The 21,663-nt window shown below is 34.1% G+C and carries 20 protein-coding genes and 1 pseudogene; 9 read left to right on the top strand and 12 right to left on the bottom strand.

Annotation, left to right across the window (positions count from 1 at the left end):
• Positions 1 to 434: 434 nt before the first annotated feature.
• Both ACFOUV_RS16795 and ACFOUV_RS16800 read left to right on the top strand, forming a co-directional pair.
• The gene (locus ACFOUV_RS16795; RefSeq protein WP_379497945.1) at positions 435 to 938 is read left to right on the top strand and encodes a hypothetical protein; all 504 of its coding nucleotides are present in this window, start codon (positions 435 to 437) and stop codon (positions 936 to 938) included.
• Positions 939 to 975: 37 nt separating this feature from the next.
• Positions 976 to 1,809, top strand: coding sequence for a right-handed parallel beta-helix repeat-containing protein (locus ACFOUV_RS16800; RefSeq protein WP_379497946.1), 834 nt, complete (start codon positions 976 to 978; stop codon positions 1,807 to 1,809).
• A gap of 875 nt (positions 1,810 to 2,684) precedes the next feature.
• Here ACFOUV_RS16800 and ACFOUV_RS16805 read toward each other — a convergent pair.
• Together ACFOUV_RS16805 and ACFOUV_RS16810 are read right to left on the bottom strand one after the other, a co-directional pair.
• Positions 2,685 to 4,058 carry a DHA2 family efflux MFS transporter permease subunit gene (locus ACFOUV_RS16805; RefSeq protein WP_379497977.1) on the bottom strand — a complete coding sequence of 458 codons (1,374 nt, stop codon included), beginning with the start codon at positions 4,056 to 4,058 and terminating at the stop codon, positions 2,685 to 2,687.
• Between the two features lie 385 nt (positions 4,059 to 4,443).
• Positions 4,444 to 6,270 carry a V4R domain-containing protein gene (locus tag ACFOUV_RS16810; RefSeq protein ID WP_379497947.1) on the bottom strand — a complete coding sequence of 609 codons (1,827 nt, stop codon included), beginning with the start codon at positions 6,268 to 6,270 and terminating at the stop codon, positions 4,444 to 4,446.
• Between the two features lie 639 nt (positions 6,271 to 6,909).
• On the opposite strand from ACFOUV_RS16810, the gene ACFOUV_RS16815 reads away from it, so the two are divergent.
• The 5 genes from ACFOUV_RS16815 to dmpG are packed head-to-tail and all read left to right on the top strand — an operon-like array spanning position 6,910 to position 10,962.
• Entirely contained in the window at positions 6,910 to 7,386 is a 477-nt protein-coding gene (locus tag ACFOUV_RS16815) for a flavin reductase family protein (protein ID WP_087974595.1), read from the top strand.
• A 23-nt stretch (positions 7,387 to 7,409) separates the two neighbouring features.
• Positions 7,410 to 8,246, top strand: a complete 837-nt coding sequence (locus tag ACFOUV_RS16820) for a bifunctional riboflavin kinase/FMN adenylyltransferase (RefSeq protein WP_379497948.1) — start codon at positions 7,410 to 7,412, stop codon at positions 8,244 to 8,246.
• Positions 8,247 to 8,265: 19 nt separating this feature from the next.
• Positions 8,266 to 9,039 (top strand): 2-keto-4-pentenoate hydratase, encoded by a 774-nt coding sequence (locus ACFOUV_RS16825; RefSeq protein ID WP_379497949.1) that lies wholly within the window; start codon positions 8,266 to 8,268, stop codon positions 9,037 to 9,039.
• A gap of 11 nt (positions 9,040 to 9,050) precedes the next feature.
• Positions 9,051 to 9,932, top strand: coding sequence for an acetaldehyde dehydrogenase (acetylating) (locus ACFOUV_RS16830; RefSeq protein WP_379497950.1), 882 nt, complete (start codon positions 9,051 to 9,053; stop codon positions 9,930 to 9,932).
• 1 nt (position 9,933) lies between these two features.
• Entirely contained in the window at positions 9,934 to 10,962 is a 1,029-nt protein-coding gene (gene dmpG, locus ACFOUV_RS16835; RefSeq protein WP_379497951.1) for a 4-hydroxy-2-oxovalerate aldolase, read from the top strand.
• 352 nt (positions 10,963 to 11,314) lie between these two features.
• On the opposite strand, the gene ACFOUV_RS16840 is transcribed toward dmpG, so the two are convergent.
• From ACFOUV_RS16840 to ACFOUV_RS16860, 5 genes are all read right to left on the bottom strand, one after another.
• Positions 11,315 to 12,193 (bottom strand): fumarylacetoacetate hydrolase family protein, encoded by an 879-nt coding sequence (locus ACFOUV_RS16840; protein WP_379497952.1) that lies wholly within the window; start codon positions 12,191 to 12,193, stop codon positions 11,315 to 11,317.
• Positions 12,194 to 12,403: 210 nt separating this feature from the next.
• Positions 12,404 to 13,984, bottom strand: coding sequence for an MFS transporter (locus tag ACFOUV_RS16845; protein ID WP_379497953.1), 1,581 nt, complete (start codon positions 13,982 to 13,984; stop codon positions 12,404 to 12,406).
• Positions 13,985 to 14,295: 311 nt separating this feature from the next.
• Positions 14,296 to 15,285 carry a VOC family protein gene (locus ACFOUV_RS16850; RefSeq protein WP_379497954.1) on the bottom strand — a complete coding sequence of 330 codons (990 nt, stop codon included), beginning with the start codon at positions 15,283 to 15,285 and terminating at the stop codon, positions 14,296 to 14,298.
• Between the two features lie 39 nt (positions 15,286 to 15,324).
• Positions 15,325 to 16,488 carry a flavin-dependent monooxygenase gene (locus tag ACFOUV_RS16855; RefSeq protein ID WP_379497955.1) on the bottom strand — a complete coding sequence of 388 codons (1,164 nt, stop codon included), beginning with the start codon at positions 16,486 to 16,488 and terminating at the stop codon, positions 15,325 to 15,327.
• Entirely contained in the window at positions 16,485 to 17,345 is an 861-nt protein-coding gene (locus ACFOUV_RS16860) for an alpha/beta fold hydrolase (RefSeq protein WP_379497956.1), read from the bottom strand. Before ACFOUV_RS16860 ends, ACFOUV_RS16855 begins: the two co-directional genes overlap by 4 nt.
• Before the next feature lie 331 nt (positions 17,346 to 17,676).
• On the opposite strand from ACFOUV_RS16860, the gene ACFOUV_RS16865 reads away from it, so the two are divergent.
• A complete protein-coding gene (locus ACFOUV_RS16865) occupies positions 17,677 to 18,066 on the top strand; it encodes a helix-turn-helix domain-containing protein (protein ID WP_379497957.1) in 390 nt (129 codons plus the stop codon).
• Between the two features lie 14 nt (positions 18,067 to 18,080).
• Here ACFOUV_RS16865 and ACFOUV_RS16870 read toward each other — a convergent pair whose 3' ends face one another.
• The 5 genes and pseudogenes from ACFOUV_RS16870 to ACFOUV_RS18595 all read right to left on the bottom strand — a co-directional run bounded on the left by ACFOUV_RS16870 (position 18,081) and on the right by ACFOUV_RS18595 (position 20,257).
• A complete protein-coding gene (locus tag ACFOUV_RS16870) occupies positions 18,081 to 19,010 on the bottom strand; it encodes an IS3 family transposase (RefSeq protein ID WP_379497978.1) in 930 nt (309 codons plus the stop codon).
• Positions 18,908 to 19,279, bottom strand: coding sequence for a helix-turn-helix domain-containing protein (locus tag ACFOUV_RS16875; protein WP_379497979.1), 372 nt, complete (start codon positions 19,277 to 19,279; stop codon positions 18,908 to 18,910). The genes ACFOUV_RS16870 and ACFOUV_RS16875 overlap by 103 nt, the downstream gene beginning before the upstream one ends.
• 33 nt (positions 19,280 to 19,312) lie before the next feature.
• Positions 19,313 to 19,438: pseudogene (locus tag ACFOUV_RS16880) on the bottom strand (helix-turn-helix domain-containing protein); the annotation flags it as partial.
• A 267-nt stretch (positions 19,439 to 19,705) separates the two neighbouring features.
• Positions 19,706 to 20,041, bottom strand: a complete 336-nt coding sequence (locus ACFOUV_RS16885) for an SDR family oxidoreductase (protein WP_379497958.1) — start codon at positions 20,039 to 20,041, stop codon at positions 19,706 to 19,708.
• 57 nt (positions 20,042 to 20,098) lie between these two features.
• On the bottom strand, positions 20,099 to 20,257 hold the full coding sequence (locus tag ACFOUV_RS18595; protein ID WP_449290040.1) for a hypothetical protein: 159 nt from the start codon (positions 20,255 to 20,257) through the stop codon (positions 20,099 to 20,101).
• 345 nt (positions 20,258 to 20,602) lie between these two features.
• Between ACFOUV_RS18595 and ACFOUV_RS16895 the strand changes: the two genes are divergently transcribed.
• On the top strand, positions 20,603 to 21,649 hold the full coding sequence (locus ACFOUV_RS16895; RefSeq protein ID WP_379497959.1) for a hypothetical protein: 1,047 nt from the start codon (positions 20,603 to 20,605) through the stop codon (positions 21,647 to 21,649).
• The last annotated feature ends 14 nt before the right edge of the window (positions 21,650 to 21,663 follow it).

Consider the following 21,663-nt stretch of genomic DNA (forward strand, 5'->3'; position numbering starts at 1 on the left):
AAATATGGGCTGGCAAAGTTCTAACCTTTTCATTGCAATCTTGTAACCTTTTAGGTTGCAAAACACAACTTATATATAGTATAGCAAGAAGTAGTATTTAACCTTTTTAAGATTAAGTATTACTTCTTTTTTATTTCTTTAAAAACTTCCTATGTAGACCAATTTACACTGATTTTCCATCCCAGTGAATGGCAAGCATTTTTAATATTAGTGTATATTACTGAGCGCGTTGAATTGTAAAACATCCATCCTTTTATCTGATTCCTGGACACTTCCATGCACCTCTAAAATTATTTTTTGAACCTACTAATCGAATAACACCCTTAATAGAATCAGTTTTACATAGGAATATTTGGGGTAATTAATATAGGGGGTAAACAAACTCCTTTTGTAAAGCAAAAAATTAAATACTAGCAAACCAGGAGGAACATATCATGCAAAAGTTTTTATTGACTTTAGTTGTCTTGACTTTGTGGATTCTCTACCCTACAAGTTCAATCGAAGCTAAAGCAGAAACATATACGATTACCCCAAACAGTGATACATACAATGGGAATTTTATGAGGGCTTCAACCTATAATAAGTATACGAAACATTACTATTTAATTCGTTCATATCTTGAACAACTTGAAGAAACAGGTGGAGGCACACTCGTATTTGAAAAAGGAACGTATACGGTATCAAACGTATTATTCGTACCTTCGAATGTAACGATTAAACTACAAGATGGTGCAAAGATTGTAAATGGAAATGAAACTGGTACATCTAAATCCGATGCTGATAAATCAATTTTTCAATTTATCCGTCCTTCTTTTGGAAAAGAAGAAGGTGTCTATGGTGAATACAATGGTGAAACAAACATCTCAATCATTGGATCTGGTACAGCGACAATTGATTTGAATTTCGAAAAGAAGTATTGGCATTATTGCTGGCCGTAATCAAAATATCAGAATCGAAAATATTCATTTTCTAAACATGTATTCCGGACATTTCATTGAGATTGATGCAACAAAGGATGCTGTTATCTCTAATAATAAATTTATGTACTCAAAACCTTCATCAAGTGAAATCAAAGAAGCAATCAATATAGATACTCCTGATAAGTTAACGAATGGCTGGAGCTCCAAGTGGAGTAAATTCGATAAAACACCTAATACCAATATGACAATTGAAAATAATGTCTTCTACGAGTTGGACCGGGCAATCGGTACACATAAGTATTCCGGCGGAAAATATCATGACCAAATCATAATCAAGAATAATAAAATAGAGAAAATGCGTCAGGATGCCATTCGCGTGTTGAACTGGAGTAACGCTACGATAGAAAACAATACTTTTAAAGATGTAGATCCTGGAAAAAATAACGCTAACAGAGGAATATTTGCAAGTGGTGCCATCAAACCTACCTTCCAAAACAATCTGTTTGATAATATACCGCGGGCAATCCAATTTACCCCTTGGAAAAACAGTAATTCTGGTTCTGAATATGATGTAACATATAATGAGTTAAGTAAGGAAAATAAAGAAGCACTTTCTTCGAATACGGTTATTAATTATGTGGAGGATTTTATCCGTATTAACCCTAAATATAAAAAATACGATAAAGAACATACTGAATTCATCCCTGTGAAAACAGCGCAAAAGGACTCAAGCGATCCAGAAACAAAGGATTTTATGAAACAAAATACCAATAAGGGATGCTCTGAAAATATAATCAGCTTTTATGAAAATCCATTTTACTCGAAGGTATTGTTGTTACATTTTCAAAATCATTGGATGAATCACTGGGAAATGTGCCAAACCATTTAAGTTTATAGTGCTGTAACTAATAATCATCTTTATACTGAACAAGTTGCTACTAGGCTGAAGTCTCAATCGAACAAATCATAGACAGACTTGGAAATTCCGATGATCAAATCAAGAAAAAAGTCTATTACCCAATAAAAAGAGACTTCTCATAAGTTGATTAAACTTATGGGAAGTCTCCCTTAATTTACCTCTACCTTAGCTTAGCAAAATGTGAGCAAACCACTCTCATCTTACATAAAACCCTTACGTATCAAGGGGTTTGGGGGCAACTTACATCATGCCGCCCGTGTTGTGAGCCTAATTATCTACCTTTTTCCATTTGTTAATTGTCTTTATTTCAATAGTTGCGCATACCTTTTCGGAACAGGTGTTTCTCGTGATTTTTTTTTATTATTTATTCTTGTTACCTTTTTGTTACCTTTAGTATTATTTCGTTTTTAGCAAAAGTTGTGTATTATACATGATCTCAAATTGTGACTTAGACCAATAAACTATCTTGATTATTTATGAAATTCATTTTATGTCATACCTATTCAAATAGCTCAACATATTCATATTTTTTCAATCTGCTGGGGCACGAAAGCGTTAATTATTATTAAAGGGTTTAGAGAAAAATTTGAAATTTTTTATACAATAGCTAATTACCCTTTACGCCATATTTGCCGATGGGGTACCTTCTTTCAGCTTCTCAATCAATTTGAAAGATGCCCTTTTCCTTACCATAGTCGTTGTATGTACTATCAATAAATATACAATCGCTTTAGCAACTATTACTTCAAGCTTTGTTTCCTTGCTGCAATTTCATATTTCTCTTCTCAGCTTTACCTACTCCTACTAATGCCTTGTTTGCTTCCTCTGCTTATTGTTAAAGGCTATCAACTCCTCCTAATAAAAAGAGAAGTAATAAATCCAATGATTGCACCTATTACAGAAAGTTTGAAGCCACTTCGTACACCTGCTGCTAATGCTTCAGATTGAACTGTCATATTTATTGGTTCAATATTGCCGCCAAGATATGCTTCCTGACCTGAGACCATCGTGCTGATAGCTATAGCAACTCCGATTGCCCCCGCAATCTGTGTTAGCGTTCCTATGACTGCTGCACCATCTGGGTAGAGCTGTTTTGGTAATTGATTTAACCCGTTCGTTTGTGCAGGATTCATTATGAGGGCAACTCCAAACATCGAACCGGTGTGAATTATAATAATAATTAGTAACGAAGTATTAACTGTTATATTTGAAAATAAAAGGAACATTATGATTAGAATAAAAAAACCAATCCGCACAAGAAATTTAGGACCAACTTCATCAAAAATTCGTCCAATAATAAGTGAAGTAACACCATTAAAAACTCCACCTGGCAGCAAAACAAGCCCTGCTGTTAGAGCTGACAATAGTAAACTCTCTACTAAGTACATAGGCATTAAGATTGAAATGGATAGGTTAACAAACATAACTAAAAAAACCAATACAGATCCGATTGTGAACATAGGATACTTGAATACTCGTAAGTTCAGCATGGGGCTTGCTAACTTAAATTGACGAAACGAAAATAGGATAAGGCTCAGAATGCCAATTGTTAAAGGTATTATTACAATTGGTTGTCCCCAAGAACCGACTGCACTTCCTGCACTGCTAAAACCGAAAACAATTCCACCAAATCCTATCGTCGATAACAATATAGATAGAATGTCTACTTTAGGTTTGGTTATATTGGAGATATTTCGCATATAAATCAGACCCAAAATCAATGAAATCAATAGTAAAGGTATGCTAACCCAAAAGATTCCTTTCCAACCAACACTCCCTATAAGTAAACCAGAAATAGTTGGTCCTAAAGCCGGTGCTACAGCAATGACAAGCATCATTAAACCCATTACCATTCCTCGTCTATTCGGTGGAAAGAGAACTAAAATGATGTTGGTCATTAATGGCATCAATATTCCAGGACCAACTGCTTGTATAATTCTAGCTAGTAATAACATTTCAAAATTTATAGAAAAACCTGCTAGTAAGGTTCCAGTAAAAGAAAAACCAAGTGAGATGGTAAATAACTTCTTTGTTGGAACCGATTTATATAATAGTCCAGATATCGGAACTAAGATACCCATAGTTAGTATGTATCCTGTTGTTACCCATTGAACGTTAGAAGCATGGATTTGAAAATCATCCATAATACCCGTTAATGCCATATTTAATGCAGTTTGATTAAATATTCCAGTAAATACACCAATCATAAGTGAAACCATTATAGGAATCGTCTTTATTCTTTTTCTTTCAATCGCTGCTATTGATTCATTTGTTATGACAGATTCGTTATTATTCACTAATATTTCCTCACTTAAACTTTTTTATTAAATAAATTCATCATTCTGCCGCTTGGTTTTTCAACTAGATATTAGTAAACTACAGCAGCTCATATAAAAAATTAAATAGGAGCAGGGAGTACAGTGAGGACCTTTCTGCATTCCTGAACCATTTGCTTACCTCCTTAACGCTGTGCCGCACTTCTTGTATGTTCCCTCATAGCAACAACTCTTTGTATTCTACAAAGTCAACTAGAGATTTTAATATTCAAGATATACAACTGACTTGTTTACAATAAACATCAATGAATAATTAATTATCCAATAATTAAATTTTAATTTCACCAATGGAAATAAGTGATTCTATTATTAATAATAAATAAGAAGCGTTTGTGAAGTCTTTTAAATCTTTTTCGATTATTTCCTCAATTTTACGTATACGATATTGGATACCTCCTATAGATAGCGAAAGATCCTTCATTGTTTTTTCTAACTTGCCTCCATTTATAAGATAAATGTATAAGGTATAAAGTAATTCTTTATTTCGGTCATTTGAATCCAATAACCGTCCTAGCTCTTTGTTTGCAGTATTCTTTAAATCATTAACATTAATTCCTTGGAGGAAAGTTCCTAGTAATCCTAATTCATCAAATTGAATAACATTTTGAGAGCGAGGTAAATTTACAGCTTGTTCTGCTTGTTCTAATGAACTATGAAAATGAGTTAAATCATCAAATACACTACTAATTCCTACTTTATAATTGTATTCGTTATCTATTTTCTGTGAATGGGATAATACTTGATTTATTCTTTTTTGAAAAGATGTTTTATTAACAGAAAAAATTAAAATTACAATTTTATCTTTATAATTACTTAATAATCCATCTAATGAGTATATTTTTAATGTGTTAGAGATTTGTATTACTTTTTCATACAAGTCAATAGGGGCATTAGTAGATTCTTTTGTGCTACATTCAAACATTAAAGTTATATAAGGATCTGTTATTTCATTTGTAATATATTTTAATTGTGAAGAGATTTCATCTATAGAAATATATTGCTTCTGTATTAAACGATCGAGTATATTAATTTTTAATCGTTCTGTTGTCTCAAAACTAATTTTTTCATTAATAAAACATAATGTAGATACAGTAGACAATCTTTCTAAAAATAAATAATCATTTTTATCGTACAACAACATATCTTCATAAACAAAATAACAAGTAAAAAGAGCTTTATCATCTAAATAAATCGGTGTACTCATCAGGTAAGAGTTATTAATTTGTTCTACATTAGTTCTATGTTTTCTTTCTTTTATTATTTTTTTATTGCTAATTAATTCATTAAATTCAACTTTTTCAATACCATACTTACTAATAATATTCCCGTTCAATTCTTCAATTACAATAGGAACTTTTAAAATTTGATAGGCTGCTTTCACGACTTCATCGATACTGTTTTGCTCGATAACAGATTCCGTTAATTGCACATGAAAGTCCGTAATTCTTTCGAGAAGTTTCTTCTGGGACAGTAGTGTATCATATGTAATCTCTAACTCGTTTAAAATAGATTGATCATCATAAATGGGTAAATAATCTTGTGAATTTCGTTCCCAGTATTCCTTTGTATTCACTTCGAATGTACAATCTGCGTCACCTTTAGAACGACAAGTTAATTCTTTAACAAATATTTCTTGGTTAAATATTACAGATAAACTCCCACTAGCATAACCACTTAAAGTATAACAAGTACATTCATCTGCGATTCCAAAATGCTTTAAATGCAATTTTACTTCAAAAGAATCTTTCCACTTGCCGGGATCTTTCGACTTGGCTGCTTTTTCATTAAATATTATTTGATTATCTTCTATATTTGATCTTGGAATGTCGTATTCAACATTAGAAACATGACCTAAGCTCACATGATTATTAGTAATTGATTCTACGATACCTAAGATGTCGTTAATAGGCTTCGTAGAATCAATTACTTCCTTTGCTTTATTCTCTCCTAATACTTTTCCGAAACGCATTAAGAATGCTTTGGCTTTTTCTTTTCCCATATGTTCAAATAAAGCTTTTCGTAAGATACCGAATGATTCAGATGTAATCACTATGTCGGAGTGATCAAAGTTGTCTAAATGAGTAATTTCATTCATAATACAATCTCTCCTTCCGATGAAAGCGTTTACCTAATTATCTTATATTAGTCCATATATTATTATTATACAACAATAAAAATTATGGTTATAGTCTAAGATTACAATAAAATAACATTAAAAGTACTAAAATGTCATTCTGCTTATCCACGGAAATTAAAACAAGATTTCTTGGAAATACATTAACTAAGCAATTGCCTTTCCAAAAAGCCATACGATAGAATAAAACAATTATTTTTACTGAAAATATTTGAGTTTTCAATAATTTCTTATCTTGTTTAGAGATTCTTTATTGGATAAGATTTAGATAGTAATAAAAATGACAATGCCGAAGAATGCCGGGACCGAGGATATTTTGCTGTTTGTAGATGTTTTATTAGAAGATGACTCTTTGGTGCTGCAATAATTAAAAACAACACTATTGAACCTACTTCGATAACTGTAAGCGTTATCAAACTCACTGCTTCTATATAAGAGAATACAATATTCTCTTATAGTCATAATCTATTTGGTTATGAGGGCGCGACTATGGAGTAACTAAGTCAGCATATTAGACGCATCGATGTTTATTTTTGTGGTTGCTGGGATTCTAATTGTCATTTAAAGAAACATAATAAAAAATTTAAAGGTGGGTTTATAATGGATGATCGTTTATTTCGAAATGCGATGGGAAGTTTTGCAACAGGGGTTACTGTGATCGCAACGGAAACAAATGCAGGTGCACATGGAATGACAGCGAATGCCTTCATGTCGCAGTCACTGGAACCAAAACTTGTTATTATCTCATTAAAAGAAGATGCACATATGTTAACAAAAATTAAGGAGAGTGGGCAGTTCTCCGTTAACGTCCTTTCTGAAAATCAACAGGATTTATCGAGGATTTTCGCTGGTCAGGTGCAGAGTGAAAAAGAAATCATGTTTGATTATTTGGACGGAAAGCCGGTAATTCCCGGTGCCATTGCACAAGTTGCCTGTAACGTTAAATCAGAATATGTCGAAGGCGACCATATCATTTTTATAGGGCAAGTAACTGATATTCATTTAGAAGAAGAAGAACCACTCATTTTCTCTAAAGGAAAATACCGCACATTGGAAAAAGCAGTAATCGCAAAATAATTGTCAGGAGTGAGAAAATCCTTATGAAAACAATACATTTAAATTCCAGTAATTTCACGTACTGGAAACACCGTTCAACACCAAATGTTATGGCACTGGGTTTTTTTGATGGGATTCATAACGGACATAAAAAAGTGGTTAAGACTGCCGGTGATGTCGCAAAAAAGGGAAATCTTCCACTGGCAGTAATGAGCTTTTTTCCACACCCAAAAACGATTCTATCAAAAGGCAATACTACGTTTGATTATTTAATGCCAACTTCAAAAAAAGCATCCATTTTAGAATCCTTGGGTGTTGATACGTTTTATGTGGTGGAATGTGATAAGGATTTTCTTTCTCTTCTTCCAGAACAATTTGTATCAGACTATCTACTTAATTTGAAGGTGGTGCATGCAGTAGCAGGTTTTGATTTTTCTTATGGACATCGGGCTACAGGTAATATTGATCGAGTTAAGAAAGATTCCCACGACCAAATTGACGTTACAAAAGTCAAAAAGATTGATTTCCATGGTAAAAAGATCAGCTCAACATGGATACGCGAGCTCATCTCTAATGGAGAAATGGAACAGTTATCAAATGTTCTAGGAAGATACTATGAAACCGAAGTGTACTGGGACGGGCAGTGTTTCAAATTAGCACCGTATTATATGCTCCCCGCCAAAGGGATGTATAAAGTAGCGATTAAAATAAATGAAAGAGTTCAAGAAACAGAAGTCGTCATTCCTAAAAATCAGAATAGGATCTACCTAACAGAAAAATTAATACACAGGTTTATTCGGAGTGATAAAGTAGAGATTATTTGGTCACATCAAATACCTGTTGTACAAGAAATTCATTCTAGCAGTGCGTTTACTGTATAGCTTAAAGGAGAGTTAATCGATGAACATAGAGAAAGCTGTTCATGCACTTATTGAAGTAGAGAAATCAAAAGAAACTATCGAAGCATTTACATCACAGGGAGAAATAACAAAAGACCAAGCTTACCAAATACAGTTAGCTATTATTGATTACAAGAAAGAAAAAGGTGCGAAAGTGGTGGGTAAAAAAATCGGGCTAACAAGTAAAGCAATGCAAGACATGTTAGGAGTAAGCACTCCTGATTATGGCCACCTTCTAGACAATATGATTTACAGTGAAGATACGGCCATCTCTTTAGACCAATTTATTCAACCTAAAGTAGAATTCGAAATCGGTTTTGTATTAAAGGAGCAACTAAAAGGACCTGGAGTAACCATAGAAGATGTTATAAAAGCAACGGATTATGTTGTACCAGCTATTGAAATTATCGATAGCCGAATACGAGATTGGAAGTTTAAATTTGAGGATACCGTAGCAGATAACGGATCATCAGCTGGTGCAATCATCGGAAGAGACTCCATACCATTGAGTGAAATTAATCTATCAGAAGTAAAAATGTCATTATATAAAAACGATGAATTCATTGATTCTGCGTACGGTTCGGCTGTAATGGGCAACCCACTTGAAGCAGTTGCTTGGCTGGCAAATGAGTTAGGTGTCTATGATATTTCACTGAACGCTGGAGAGATTATTCTCGCTGGGGCTTTGTCCAAAGCCATTCCAATTGAAGACGGAGATCAATTTAAAGCTGAATTTGAAAATCTGGGAACCGTTTCAGCAACGTTTATAAAATAAGGAGGGTTTTTATGTCAAAATGTAAAGTTGCTATACTCGGTTCAGGTAACATTGGAACCGATTTAATGTATAAAATTGAACGATCAGACGCACTAGAATTAACAATGGTGGCAGGAATTGATCCTAACTCAGAAGGGTTGCGTCTAGCGAAAGAACATGGTTACCTTACTACAACCAAAAGTATCGATGGGCTTCTCGAACATCCGGAAAAATTTGAAATGGTATTTGACGCAACATCTGCAAAGATTCATCAATCTCATAGTGATAAACTCACCTCAATAGGAAAACAAGTACTTGACCTAACACCTGCTGCAATTGGACCATTCGTTGTGCCATCAGTGAATTTGGATCAATTGAAAAGCGAACCAAATGTTAACTTAGTTACATGTGGTGGTCAGGCTACCATTCCTATTATTCATGCGATTAATCGTGTCTCCCCTGTTTCTTATGCAGAAATTGTTGCGACAATCTCAAGCAGCAGCGCAGGTCCAGGAACACGAGCAAATATTGACGAATTTACACTGACAACAGCAAATGCTATTGAAAAAGTCGGTGGTGCAAAAAAAGGAAAAGCAATAATTATCCTAAACCCTGCTGAACCGCCAGTTATGATGCGTGACACGATTCATGCAACGATAGAAGAAGAAGGTAAAGAAGCTGAAATCCTTCAATCTATTAAAGGTATGGTAAAGGAAGTACAAACATACGTTCCTGGTTATCGCATGAATACAGAACCTCAAATTTCAGGAAAAGAGATTTCTGTCTTTGTTGAAGTCGAAGGTGCAGGAGACTTCTTCCCTACTTACTCTGGTAACTTAGATATCATGACAGCAGCTGCAACGAGAGTAGCGAATGAATTAGCATTACAACGAGCTAAAGAAGGAGTGAATTAAGATGAACAACCGCAGTTTTGAGATTGTGGACGTAACACTCCGTGATGGAAGCCATTCCATGAGACATGCGTTTACTAAAGAACAAGTAAGAGAAACGGCAAGAGGATTGGACAAGGCTGGCGTGAATTATTTCGAGGTATCACATGGAGATGGCTTAGGTGGATCTTCCATGCAATACGGTCTATCCAAAGTAGATGAGCTAGAATTAATTGAAGCTGCAGCGGCTGAATGTAGCCAGGCAAAAATATCTGTTCTGCTAATACCTGGGATTGGAACGAAGAATGACCTAAATGACGCTGTAAAAGTAGGCGCAAACATGGTACGTGTAGCAACTCATGTGACAGAAGCAGATGTGGCTAAGCAGCATATTACGCTAGCGCGCGAACTTGGCTTAAAAACAATAGGATTTTTAATGATGGCACATATGGCACCCATTGAAAAACTCGTCGAACAAGCAAAGTTATTTGAAAGCTATGGGGCAGAAGTTGTTTATGTAACCGATTCAGCTGGTGCACTCTTACCACATGAAGTCACGGAAAGAATTACTGCACTAAAAAATGAACTTTCTTGTGAAATTGGATTCCATGGCCATAACAACCTATCGATGGCCATGGCAAATACGCTTGCTGCAGTACAAGCAGGAGCCACGTATATCGATGGTAGTTTACGTGCATTAGGTGCAGGAAGCGGTAATACGCAAACAGAAGTAATGGTTGCCGTGCTTGAAAAAATGGGATATCACACAGGTGTTGACCTTTATAAAATTCTTGACGTTGCTAATGACGTTGTTGCAAAATTTATGCCACGCCCTCAAGAGGTTACTGGTTCAAGCTTAATGATGGGTTATTCTGGAGTGTATTCTAGTTTCCTTCTACATACAGAAAAGGCTGCGAAAAAGTTCAATATTGATGAAAGAGATATCTTAGTTAAATTAGGTAAAATGCAAGCAGTCGGCGGCCAGGAAGATCTTATTTACGAAATAGCTGCGAGACTTCAGCCTTTGCTAAGTGAATCAACATATGACATCTAAATATGCCGCTAATATGAAATGCGTACAACATTGATTTATATGTAGGTAAATAATCAGTTATAAAATACAAGCCTTTAAGTCCGTTAGTTAAGATTATCTCTTTTCTAAGAACTTAAGGGCTTTTTTCGAGTTTCTAGAATTCAAAGGTTCAGGACATTGGGTAACAATCTAAAACGATGAACGGAATGCCTCAACGAATTTTTTTAAAAAGGAAAAAATCATCCAATGTGAATCTGCTATAGAACCCTTCACCTATCTCCATAAGCCAATATGAACAAGCAGCACAAATTAGTAACGTTCTCTGTGCTGCTTGTTTTAACATTTGACATTCATATGATATGAACTAATTAACTTATTTACGAATAAATGTGTTTTTTAATGTACCGATTCCTTCAATTTCAATGATAGTTTCATCTCCGTGTTGTAAATACTGTCTTGTTCTAGGATCCATTCCTAAAATAACCCCCTCCGGAGTCCCAGTTAAAATAATATCTCCAGGTCTTAACGTCATATGACTAGATAAATAAGAGATAATAGATATGCAGTCATAAATCATTTTTGACGTATTTGAATGCTGCCTGATTTCTCCATTTAGATATAATTGAATATCCAATTGCTGTGGATCGTCAATCTCGTCCGCTGTCACTAACACGGGGCCGATTGGACAATATTGGTCAACAGACTTCCCGAGCATCCATTGATGTGTTCGCATTTGCCAATCTCGAGAAGAAACATCATTTGCAATCGTATAACCGAATACATACTGTAATGCTTCTTCTCTAGTAATATTTTGAGCTTCCTTTCCAATCATAATCGCAAGCTCAGCCTCATAATCATTTTCTAATGAATCTTTAGGCATTACAATTGGTTCATTGTGCGCATGCAAGGAATTATTAAATTTATTAAACAATACTGGATGCTCTAAAACATCCAAATTGGATTCATCTGCATGTTCCTGGTAGTTAACGCCTACACAAATAATTTTTTCAGGTGAACTTGAAACAGGTAAATACTTTAATTCTTCTTTAGAAACAACATAACGATCAATTGACTTTTCTTTAATCTTACCTAATAATTCATCAACAAGGTACTCTTTACCAATGATCGATTCGATATTATCTGGAAAAACAACTTTAAAATCCTCTGCAGCAGTTGTTAAGTCAATTATTCGATTTTCTAGCTGAACACCAATATGACCTTTATCATTTATCGAAAAACGTAACAAACGCAAAATAATCACTCTTTCTTATTTTTTATATTTTAACAGTCAATAATTTTGATAGAATAGATACAAGTTTTGTAAATTGTATAAAAGAAAACAGTAGAAAATAATTTTTCTACTGTTATAAAATTAGTGATCTGTTAGCTCTTAACCCTAATCTGTTAGTTACCTGCTTCCCGTGCTTTTACAATTAGCTCTAGCTTAACATCTGTAAACCCTTTAACTCTTTGCAACATCTTCTTTTAAGATAATTGTATTCTGCTCCTGTTCTAGTTTTGGAGATTTCTTTAATAAAGTTAAACTTAATATTAAAATGAATAAACATAATCCAAAGCAAACGAGAGCAATAGTTTGTATAGCGAATTCAGTACTTAAATCGTTAATCTGATAAACCAGTGCTTCAAACGTAATATTAGCTGATGAAAGAGCAGACGATAGAGTAGAAGAAATTTCACCTGTTGTATTCGCCGTTAAAATATCATTTGATAGTTTAGCATTAATACCATTATCTGCCGCAGCTACTGTAATATTATTTTCGAACCCTTTTGACTGCGAAATACCGTAAAGTGTTGAACCAAATGTTGCACCAAGTGGTAGGCCTAAATCTTTAAATAATGTGAATAAACCTGTACCAACACCTTTTTTCCCTTCTGGCGCTTCCGTAATAACAATTTTCATTAACGCAGCATTTATGCAGCCTGAGCAAATCCCAATAAAGACCATAACTAATAATACATATGTTAAGCTTGAACTCATATTTACAAAATAGAAAATAATTACACCAACGAGTGATGAAGCTAAGGCAAAAATAATCACATATACTGGACGGTATTTATCTAAATATCGTCCAATAAATGGCGAAATAATTGCTGCTATACTAAAATTTACAGTTGTAATTAAACCAATTTCTACGGCTGTCCAGTCTGCACGGTTAGCACCATAAAACATAAGGGTGTAAAGAATACTTAACATAATTATGTTTTGACCTGTAATTAAGATAGCAGAAATTGCAATACCTCTAATTTTTAATATAGATAGATCTAACGTAGGTGCTTCACTCCGACGATCATACATTAACAAGCTAGCTAAAATCACGAAAATTAAAACGAATTGAATGAGCGTAAACGGTGAAAATAATCCGAAGAATCCGATTGACATAGGTATAGATACAACGGATGCAATGAATAGCATAAAAATGACTGCCCCAGTATAGTTGAGTTTTGTTTTCGTCACTTGAAGTGTAGTCGAAGGTACAAAAATTGCTACTAGTAGGAAACCAATAAACGCTATTGTACCACTTGTAACGAAAATTGCTCGCCAGTTAAACGTTTCAATAAGGAAGCCTGAAATCAGACCGCCTGTACCTGTCGCGATATAAATAAATAGCATGAAAACACCAATAGCACGCCCGCGCTTTTCCTCGGTAAAAATATCCGAAATATAAGCAAATACATTTGGGAATATACAAGCATAGCCAAAACCTTGAATAACTCGCGCAATTAAAAACACAGTTAGAGTTGGGCTAAACGATGCTAAAAATTCGGATAGCGAGAAAATGAGCATACCTGCTACAACGATTTTTTTGCGTCCAATTTGGTCACCGAGACGACCGAATAATGGCGCTAAAGCGATTGCTGTAATGTAATAACATACGGTCACTATACCCACAAATTCTGTAGGTAGTGCAAAATGTTTTGCAATGTATGGAAGTGCTGGTGTTAAAAAGGCACTCGCTTCTAACGTAACGAAAATGCCAGAAAGTAACACAATAAATATAACCCATGGTGAACGTTGTTTCATATACATACCTCCTAAGTTTTTAAAAGTAAAACGATGAATCAATAATCGAAATCCTTCGTGAAATATAAACGTATGAGAAAAACTTTAGCGGGCGCCTATTTATTTAGTACGCTCACCTCTTAAAACATTAGACTTTCATTCGTTCCCATGTTGCATAATTGGAAGCGCCAATTATGCAAAGCACTGGCTGACCGCAGAAATGAAGCTATCGTTCCATGTCCATAATTTTAATATATTAAATACAATTTTTGTAAATTGGTAAAAGAAAACAGTAGAAAATATTTTTCTACTGTTTTTAAATTAGTAATCTGTTAGATCTTAATGCTCATCTCTCCACCAGCATTTATTGTTGGCTTATCTAGTTCTGATGCACCACCAGTTTGCTCGCCCCAATACGTTACTGCAAATTCAGCCTCTTCGATCGACCACTCAACAGGTTTCCAATCGGGTTCGAGAATTAAATAGCTGTTTGAGAATAGTTCCAATCTTATACCGCTACCAGGATCAATGATATAAAGATAGATCGCTTGAGTAATTCCGTGTTTCCCTGGTCCGATAAATTTAAATCCTTCTTCAGTTAAAATATCAGCTGCACGTAAAATATCTTGTGCATTATCTGTAAAATAGGAAATATGGTGCAATTCATGTGATGATTTAACATCCGGCGATGACATGACCGCGATATCATGAACTAGTGGAGTTACACTTAACCATGCAGATCCGGTTGCGCCATTTGGTAACTTGAAATATTCTCGTACTTTAAACCCTAATTTCTCTACTAAGAAATCAATAATTAAATTTGCATCTTCGTTCGTTGCAATATTGACGTGATCAAAACGACGAGGTGAAATTCCTTTTCTCCAAGCTTTGTACGTTTGATTTTTTAATCGTGCTTTACGAGAAGGGTCTGCAGGTGTTTGATCCATCTCAAAATATAACTCAAAATTATGACCTGTAGGTAATTGGAAACGTATCGATTCACCTTGACCAGCTTCAACTCCAGCTGGAACTTTCTCTACTTTAACTTCTGCCTCTTCCAGTAACTCAGCAAAATAGCCAACATCTTCAGGACGTTTCGTTCTGAATGCAATATGTTCCACACGTGATTCGTCTCCGGCAGTTAAAGATAATGTGTGATGTTCAAAATCTCCCCATGCACGCAAGTAATGTACACCATCAACTTCTTCTGTTTCTTCTAATCCAACTACTTCCTTGAAAAACCAAAGTGATTTCTCTAAATCCGTTGAAACAACAGCAACATGTCCTAATTTCGCAATTTCAGGTAATACTCTGTATTCCATTTCATATCCCACCTTTTCTTATTTTGTCTTTCATAAAAATTAACCTATTGAAATTACGTCAAATCCTAACTCGCTTTTACCATAGTTTTCAAGAGCGTCTTCATAAAGTGACGTCATATGTGTCGATAAATTAATCATATCCCGTGAAATCATTTCAATAGGATGCCCTTTAATAGCTACAAATGCACCCAAAGTAACCGTTGCTTTTATGACAATATCAAGACAAAGTTTGATAATTTTTGCTCGTAGCGCTTGCGCTGTGGCTGGTTTATATTCATCGATTTTTTCTTCTAATAGACTAATATATTCTTTCATTAGCGCTTCTGCTGTTTGAAAGTCTATCGCCATTTCAGCAAGGACGCGCTGAAACTTAGCAGTCTCACCTTTTAGGCTTCCATCCATTCTTCTTACACCTAAAATATGTTTCTTATATTCATGAATCGTACGTTCCGCTCCACCAAGTGCGACCGCTGGGAATCCAACAAAAAATGCAGACATGTAAGTTGGTTTATAATAAAGATATTCCGAATCTACTGCTTCATTAAAAGCTTTCTTTGATGGAATGTCATTAAATCGGAATGTCAGATCTTCTGGAATAAATAAATCTCTTATCACGATTGAATTACTTCCAGAGCCTCTTAAACCTAATGGGTTCCAATTTTCGATAATTTCGAGGTCTGAAACCTTCACAACTAAACCGAGTCGCTCTGGTTGAGGTTCCCCTTCAAAATGATGTATTGCTGCTACAGCAACCCAATTAGAATAATTGATACCGCTTACAAAATCCCATTTACCATTAAGAATGAATCCACCTTCAACTTTCTCTGTTTTTCCCATAGGTGCAAAAATATCCGCAAGTAGTGCGTCAGCATGGAAAATTTCATCCATGCGATGTTTTGGCAAGAAAGTTGACCAAGAGTTATGCAGTGAATAGAAATAAGTTAGCCAAGATGCAGACATATTGTAATAGCCTACTTTCTTAATCATATCTGTGAAAGTAGTAAAATCAATTTGTGGTTCCCCATAAATTTTAGGCCAGATTAGGCGATTAATGTTTTCCTCTTTTATTAACTGGACAACATTTTTAGAAATAGTTGCATTTAAATCTGCTTCTAGAGCTTCTTCTTCTGCTAGTCTTCCAATTTTCTCAGCGCTTAGCATTAATTTGTTGTAAATTTCAGTATCTTGGATTTGTACTGTCATCTGACTTGCTCCTTTCTTTTAAGAAAAGATTCTAATATTTCATGAAAGCGATCAGCTTTTTCAATTTGTACCCAATGACCACATTCCTTCAACAAAGCGAGTTCTGCATTAGGTAAATGCTCCATTAAACTGAGACTTGATTCTTTCGGTACAAAACGATCTTCATAACCATGTACCAACAGCATTGGTTGCTTCATACGTCTTAATGCACTTGTTGGAATCTGCATTTCAAATGGCGATTTTGGAAATAATTTGGGATAAATTTCTTTATACCCTGGCTGCATTACTATTTCATATCGTTGTTTAATAATTGATTCAAGTTCATCTCCTAATACGGATTCATCGTATAGGAACCAAGTAATTAAGTTTCGGAAATCCTCATAGGTAGGATTTTGATAGAAACCTGACATTCGAACAATTTCCGGAGTAGGACCTGGGACAGCAGTAGGTGCACCTCCACTTCCCATTAAAATCACTTTTTCGAAGCGATCGGATGAATGCATAACTGCATGTAGAGAGATTATTCCACCCATTGAATTTCCAATCAATGTTCCTTTTTCAATACCGTTATAATCCATTAGTTGTAATATTTGTTCTACACGTAAACGAGTCCATTGCCAAAAGCCCAAATCAGTATTTTCTGGAATTTCTGTTTCACCAAATCCGACTAAGTCTGGTGCAATGACATGATAATTTTCACCAAAATGCTCTAAGACATTCTTCCAATTTGTAATACCATTTGCACCTGGACCTGAACCGTGCAAAAAAATTAGAGCTTCTTTATTGCTCGCACCTGATTCATAGAATACAGTTTGAAAATCACCTGTTTTTAACGTTTTTCTTTGATAATTAACCATTACTTCCCCTCCTTAGCTACAATTATAATTCTAGCTAATATTAATAGTAATTGTTATTATTATTGATTTTTTCTAATTTTTTAATAAAGATAATTGTTTTTGCAAATAGCTATTGATAAATTTCTAGTTTCTAAAGGATACAAAAAAATAAATGTTGGGAGCAGACCCTTTAGTTGTGAGTTGTAGTGCTAAAGTTATGAATGAAAAGTATGGAGGCTAATAGAATACCTGCTTCAAGGGCTAAAGAGTATTTTGATAAATTGAGAAAGCAAGAAAAGATACCGACCCATGAAGTTAGAGTAGAAAATCTAATTTTCGGGGGTACTTCTTTTTGGCTAAATATAGTGAAGAATTTAAAATAAAGCTCGTCACCGAGTATTTATATGGCAATTTAGGATATAAATTATTGGCCAAAAAATATAATATGGGTAGCAAAACATCCATAATTGAATGGGTGAAAGTCTATAAGTCTCAGGAGATGGATGGGTTAAAAAGAAGGCAAACTAGGGAGTTGTATCCTGTTCAATTTAAATTAGATACGATACAATTTATGTTAAAGACAGGTGCTTCTTTTTTAGAAACTGCTGTTCAATTTAATTTGAACAATCCTTCCTTAATTAGACGCTGGATTAAGGAATATAAGGAACAAGGGATAGAAGGCCTGAAACCAAAATCAAAAGGGAGACCTTCTATGTCTAAAAAAAATGATGTGACCCCCTAAAGTTAGAGTTTATATTAAGCAGCTAATTGGCTGGTGTGAATGCGGTATTGAACCGGGCTCATTCCCGCCAATTTTTGCTTGATACGTTTGTTATTAAAATAGTTTATATATCGCTCAATCTTGCTTTTTAATTCTTCAAAAGAGCACAAGGCCTCTCCATGATACATTTCCTGTTTTAATAAACCAAAAAAGTTTTCCATTGGTGAATTATCTAAACAGTTTCCCTTTCGGGACATACTTTGAAAAACCTTATTTTCTTTAAGGGCTTCTACCCATTTTCTATGTTGATAATGCCATCCTTGATCCGAATGAATCGTTGTTCTGTACGTTGAACCTTTTACTACTTCCAAAGCTTCCTTTAAGGGGTCCATCACAAGTTCTAAATTTGGACGTTTACTTATCCCAAACGAAAGAATTTCACCATTAAACATATCCATAATTGGATTTAAATATAATTTTGCTCCAGCAGCACATTTAAATTCTGTGATATCTGTTGTTAATTTTTGATGAGAAACATTTGTATAAAATCGGCAATTAATACGGTTTTTCTCAACCTTCCCGACCGTACCTTTGTAAGAACTATACTTGCGTGTTTTTCTCCAGAACTTATTTCCTTTTAGTCCTAATTTCTTCATGATACGTTGAACCTTCTTATGATTCACTCTATGTCCTTGGTTTTTTAAGGCTAGATAAATACGACGATAACCATAATTTTTATCATTTTCATCAAAAATGGATTGGATAAGCTCTTCTAGTACCTGATTTGGGTTCTCCTTCTTCATCATTTTTATATGATAATGGTAAGAGGATTCAGGGATACCGACGACATGTAAAACATCTCTTAATTGGAATTGTTTTTCTCTGAGTTCGAGTGATAACGTTGCTTGTGCTTTTCGAGATATCCTTCCGGATCCATCTGAAAAGCTCGCAACTTTTTTAAGTATTCTACCTCTAAACGAAGAAGCTCGTTTTCTCTTTCTAATTTTTGTTCGTGTGTCATATCTTTTTCTTTTATTTGTTTGTTTGTACTACTCTTAGATGTATCAGACATGGGAGGCCGTCCTTTCGCTCTATCCAGGGCTTCAGCACCACTCTCACGAAAAGTTTTCTTCCATGAAGCTATTAGAGTGGGATGTTTCAGCCCAAAATGAAGGGCTGTTTCTGTTTCTGAAGAACCTGTTCTCTTTATAAAGCTTAATACATCTAGCTTCAATTGAACAGAATAAGTTTCTTTATGTTTCCTGCTTTTTATTCCTTCCGCACCAAACTTCTCATATAATTTCACCCATCTTTCAACTTGATATTTTGACTGTATTCCATGTTTCTTAGCTACACCTCTAAATCCTAGATATCCTTCTTGATAATCTTTTACTACCTTTAGCTTTAAACTATCACTATATTTTTTTTGACCACACTAAACACCCCAAAAGTTAGATTTCTTACTCTAATTTTTAGGGTGCACCACAGAACACTGGTCCTAATTAATAATTAATCTTCTTAAAAGTGGACCGAGGCACCTGTCCCTGTTGTTGAATACCACAGTTCTACCAATATAAAAGCACTCACCCCAACCAAAAATCGATTAAAGTGAGTGCTTTCTATTATTATTGATAAACGACGTATTTATACATTTTAATGCTTAGCGTGAAGTATAACCAGCATCAGCATGTATGGTTGTACCTGTTACATAGGATGATGCATCAGATGCTAACCAAAGTGAAGCTTGTGCAATCTCTTCTGCTTGACCAAAGCGATTTAATAAGCTTAATTGTGGTGCATATTCTTCTTCACTTAAGCCAAATTGTTCCAGTGCACCGCGTAGCATTGGCGTATCAATTGCACCTGGAGCTACGGAGTTAACACGGATATTAAATTTACCGTTCTCAAGAGCTGCTACTTTCGTTATCCCTCTATATGTACCAATTAATTCATCTTCAATTGGATTATAGCGTTGAGCATCACTCCATCTGACCATTTCTGAAAGACTGAGAGTATCTTCAAGTTAAATTCTTTCATTGGCCCATAGAAAATATTAATTTTCATTTTGAATTTCACCTATCCCAGCTAAAATAACATCATACAGTTTTAGCTTTGTATTTGCACCGGAAGGAGCAGAAGGATTATTCCCCATAATAGCGTGTATATTAAAAGATTCAATGGAAGGAGAATCACCTGAAAGTTCATTCTGCATAATAAGGTCTTCTTTATTACAATCTCCAACTTCTATTGTAATAAAGGTTAGGTTCATTTTGGGTAAGTCGGTTAACATGTACGCATTTTTAAATACATTAATATTAAAACGAAGAACTACTTCTTTTTAGTTTTTATAAGCAACCATCCCCTCTAAATACAATATCCTCCATTAGCACTGATCAATTTAAAAATAATTTATGAATATATCAAATTAAAGAGAGGGAATCTATATATTTTGGAAAAGGAAAATAGTAACATGAGTAATATACTTACTATAGTATTATTTTCCTTTTTGAATTTCCACATTTAAAGTTAGAAATATATTTTTACAAAGGAGGACGACATGAGTAAGGACATTGATATTAATATATGGAAATTCCTGATTAATCGACTAGACGAAAGGCAAAAAAAAGAAGTACTCACAAGAAAAAATGTAAGAATAGGAAATATGCAAAGCCAATTAATTAACAAAGAAAGTCAATGGAAAATTGTCTTAAATCTGCTTAATAACAGCCTGAACAAGACTAATATTCAAAAAGCTATAGTTGCTTATTATGTTGAGACCCTCATTCCTGATCTAAATATAGATATGAATAATAAAGCATCGCATTTGCATGCTTTAGATAATATCGAAAAGGGAAAATATGAGGAAAAAATTAAAGAACATGGTTTCTTATATATTCTTCTGTATTTTGTCTCTAAAAATAATTCTAGAGCAAATGAAGTAATAAATTTGCAACCAGAGGAAGTTATTAAAGAAATAGCCATTGACCCCTATCAAGCCAAACTTGCTAAAGCATTAGAAGAAATTAGGGATTTTAAAAAAGAAATAAGTACTATAACAAAAGCCCACAAAGGCCTGCAAAAAAAGTTTGATACTTTAGAAACAAAATACAATCAGATGACTACTCAATATACAAATGAAATTAAAAAATTGGAAGATAGTTATATTAAAGATATGGAGGAATCTTCAGATCTTTTAGATTTTGAGAGGATAGAATTTAAAGAAAAATTACTTTTATTAAATGATAAAAATACCATTCTTCAAAATCAATTAGTAGAATTGCAAAAAGATAAGAATGAAAAAACAGAAATAAATAATATGGATGATAAAAAAATCTTATCAAAGACAAGTGTAATAGAAAATAAAAGAAAGAAAATTAGAGTTTTGGTCTTTGGAGATTTACCTTTGAACGCACAGAAGACAGATACACACGAATTTGAATATTTCAATAAAGATATTTCTACATATATGTTTAATGAAGATTACGAAGAATATTGGTGTGTCGAAGATAAACTATCAGCTAAAGAAAAAAAACAATTACAAAGAAACCCCTATAGTAATAAAGTGAATATTGATAAAAAAAATTACAGTAAATTAGTCCATTAATTTATTAAGGAGAA

The organism is Oceanobacillus longus, assembly GCF_042650085.1.
Lineage (GTDB): Bacteria > Bacillota > Bacilli > Bacillales > Amphibacillaceae > Oceanobacillus > Oceanobacillus longus.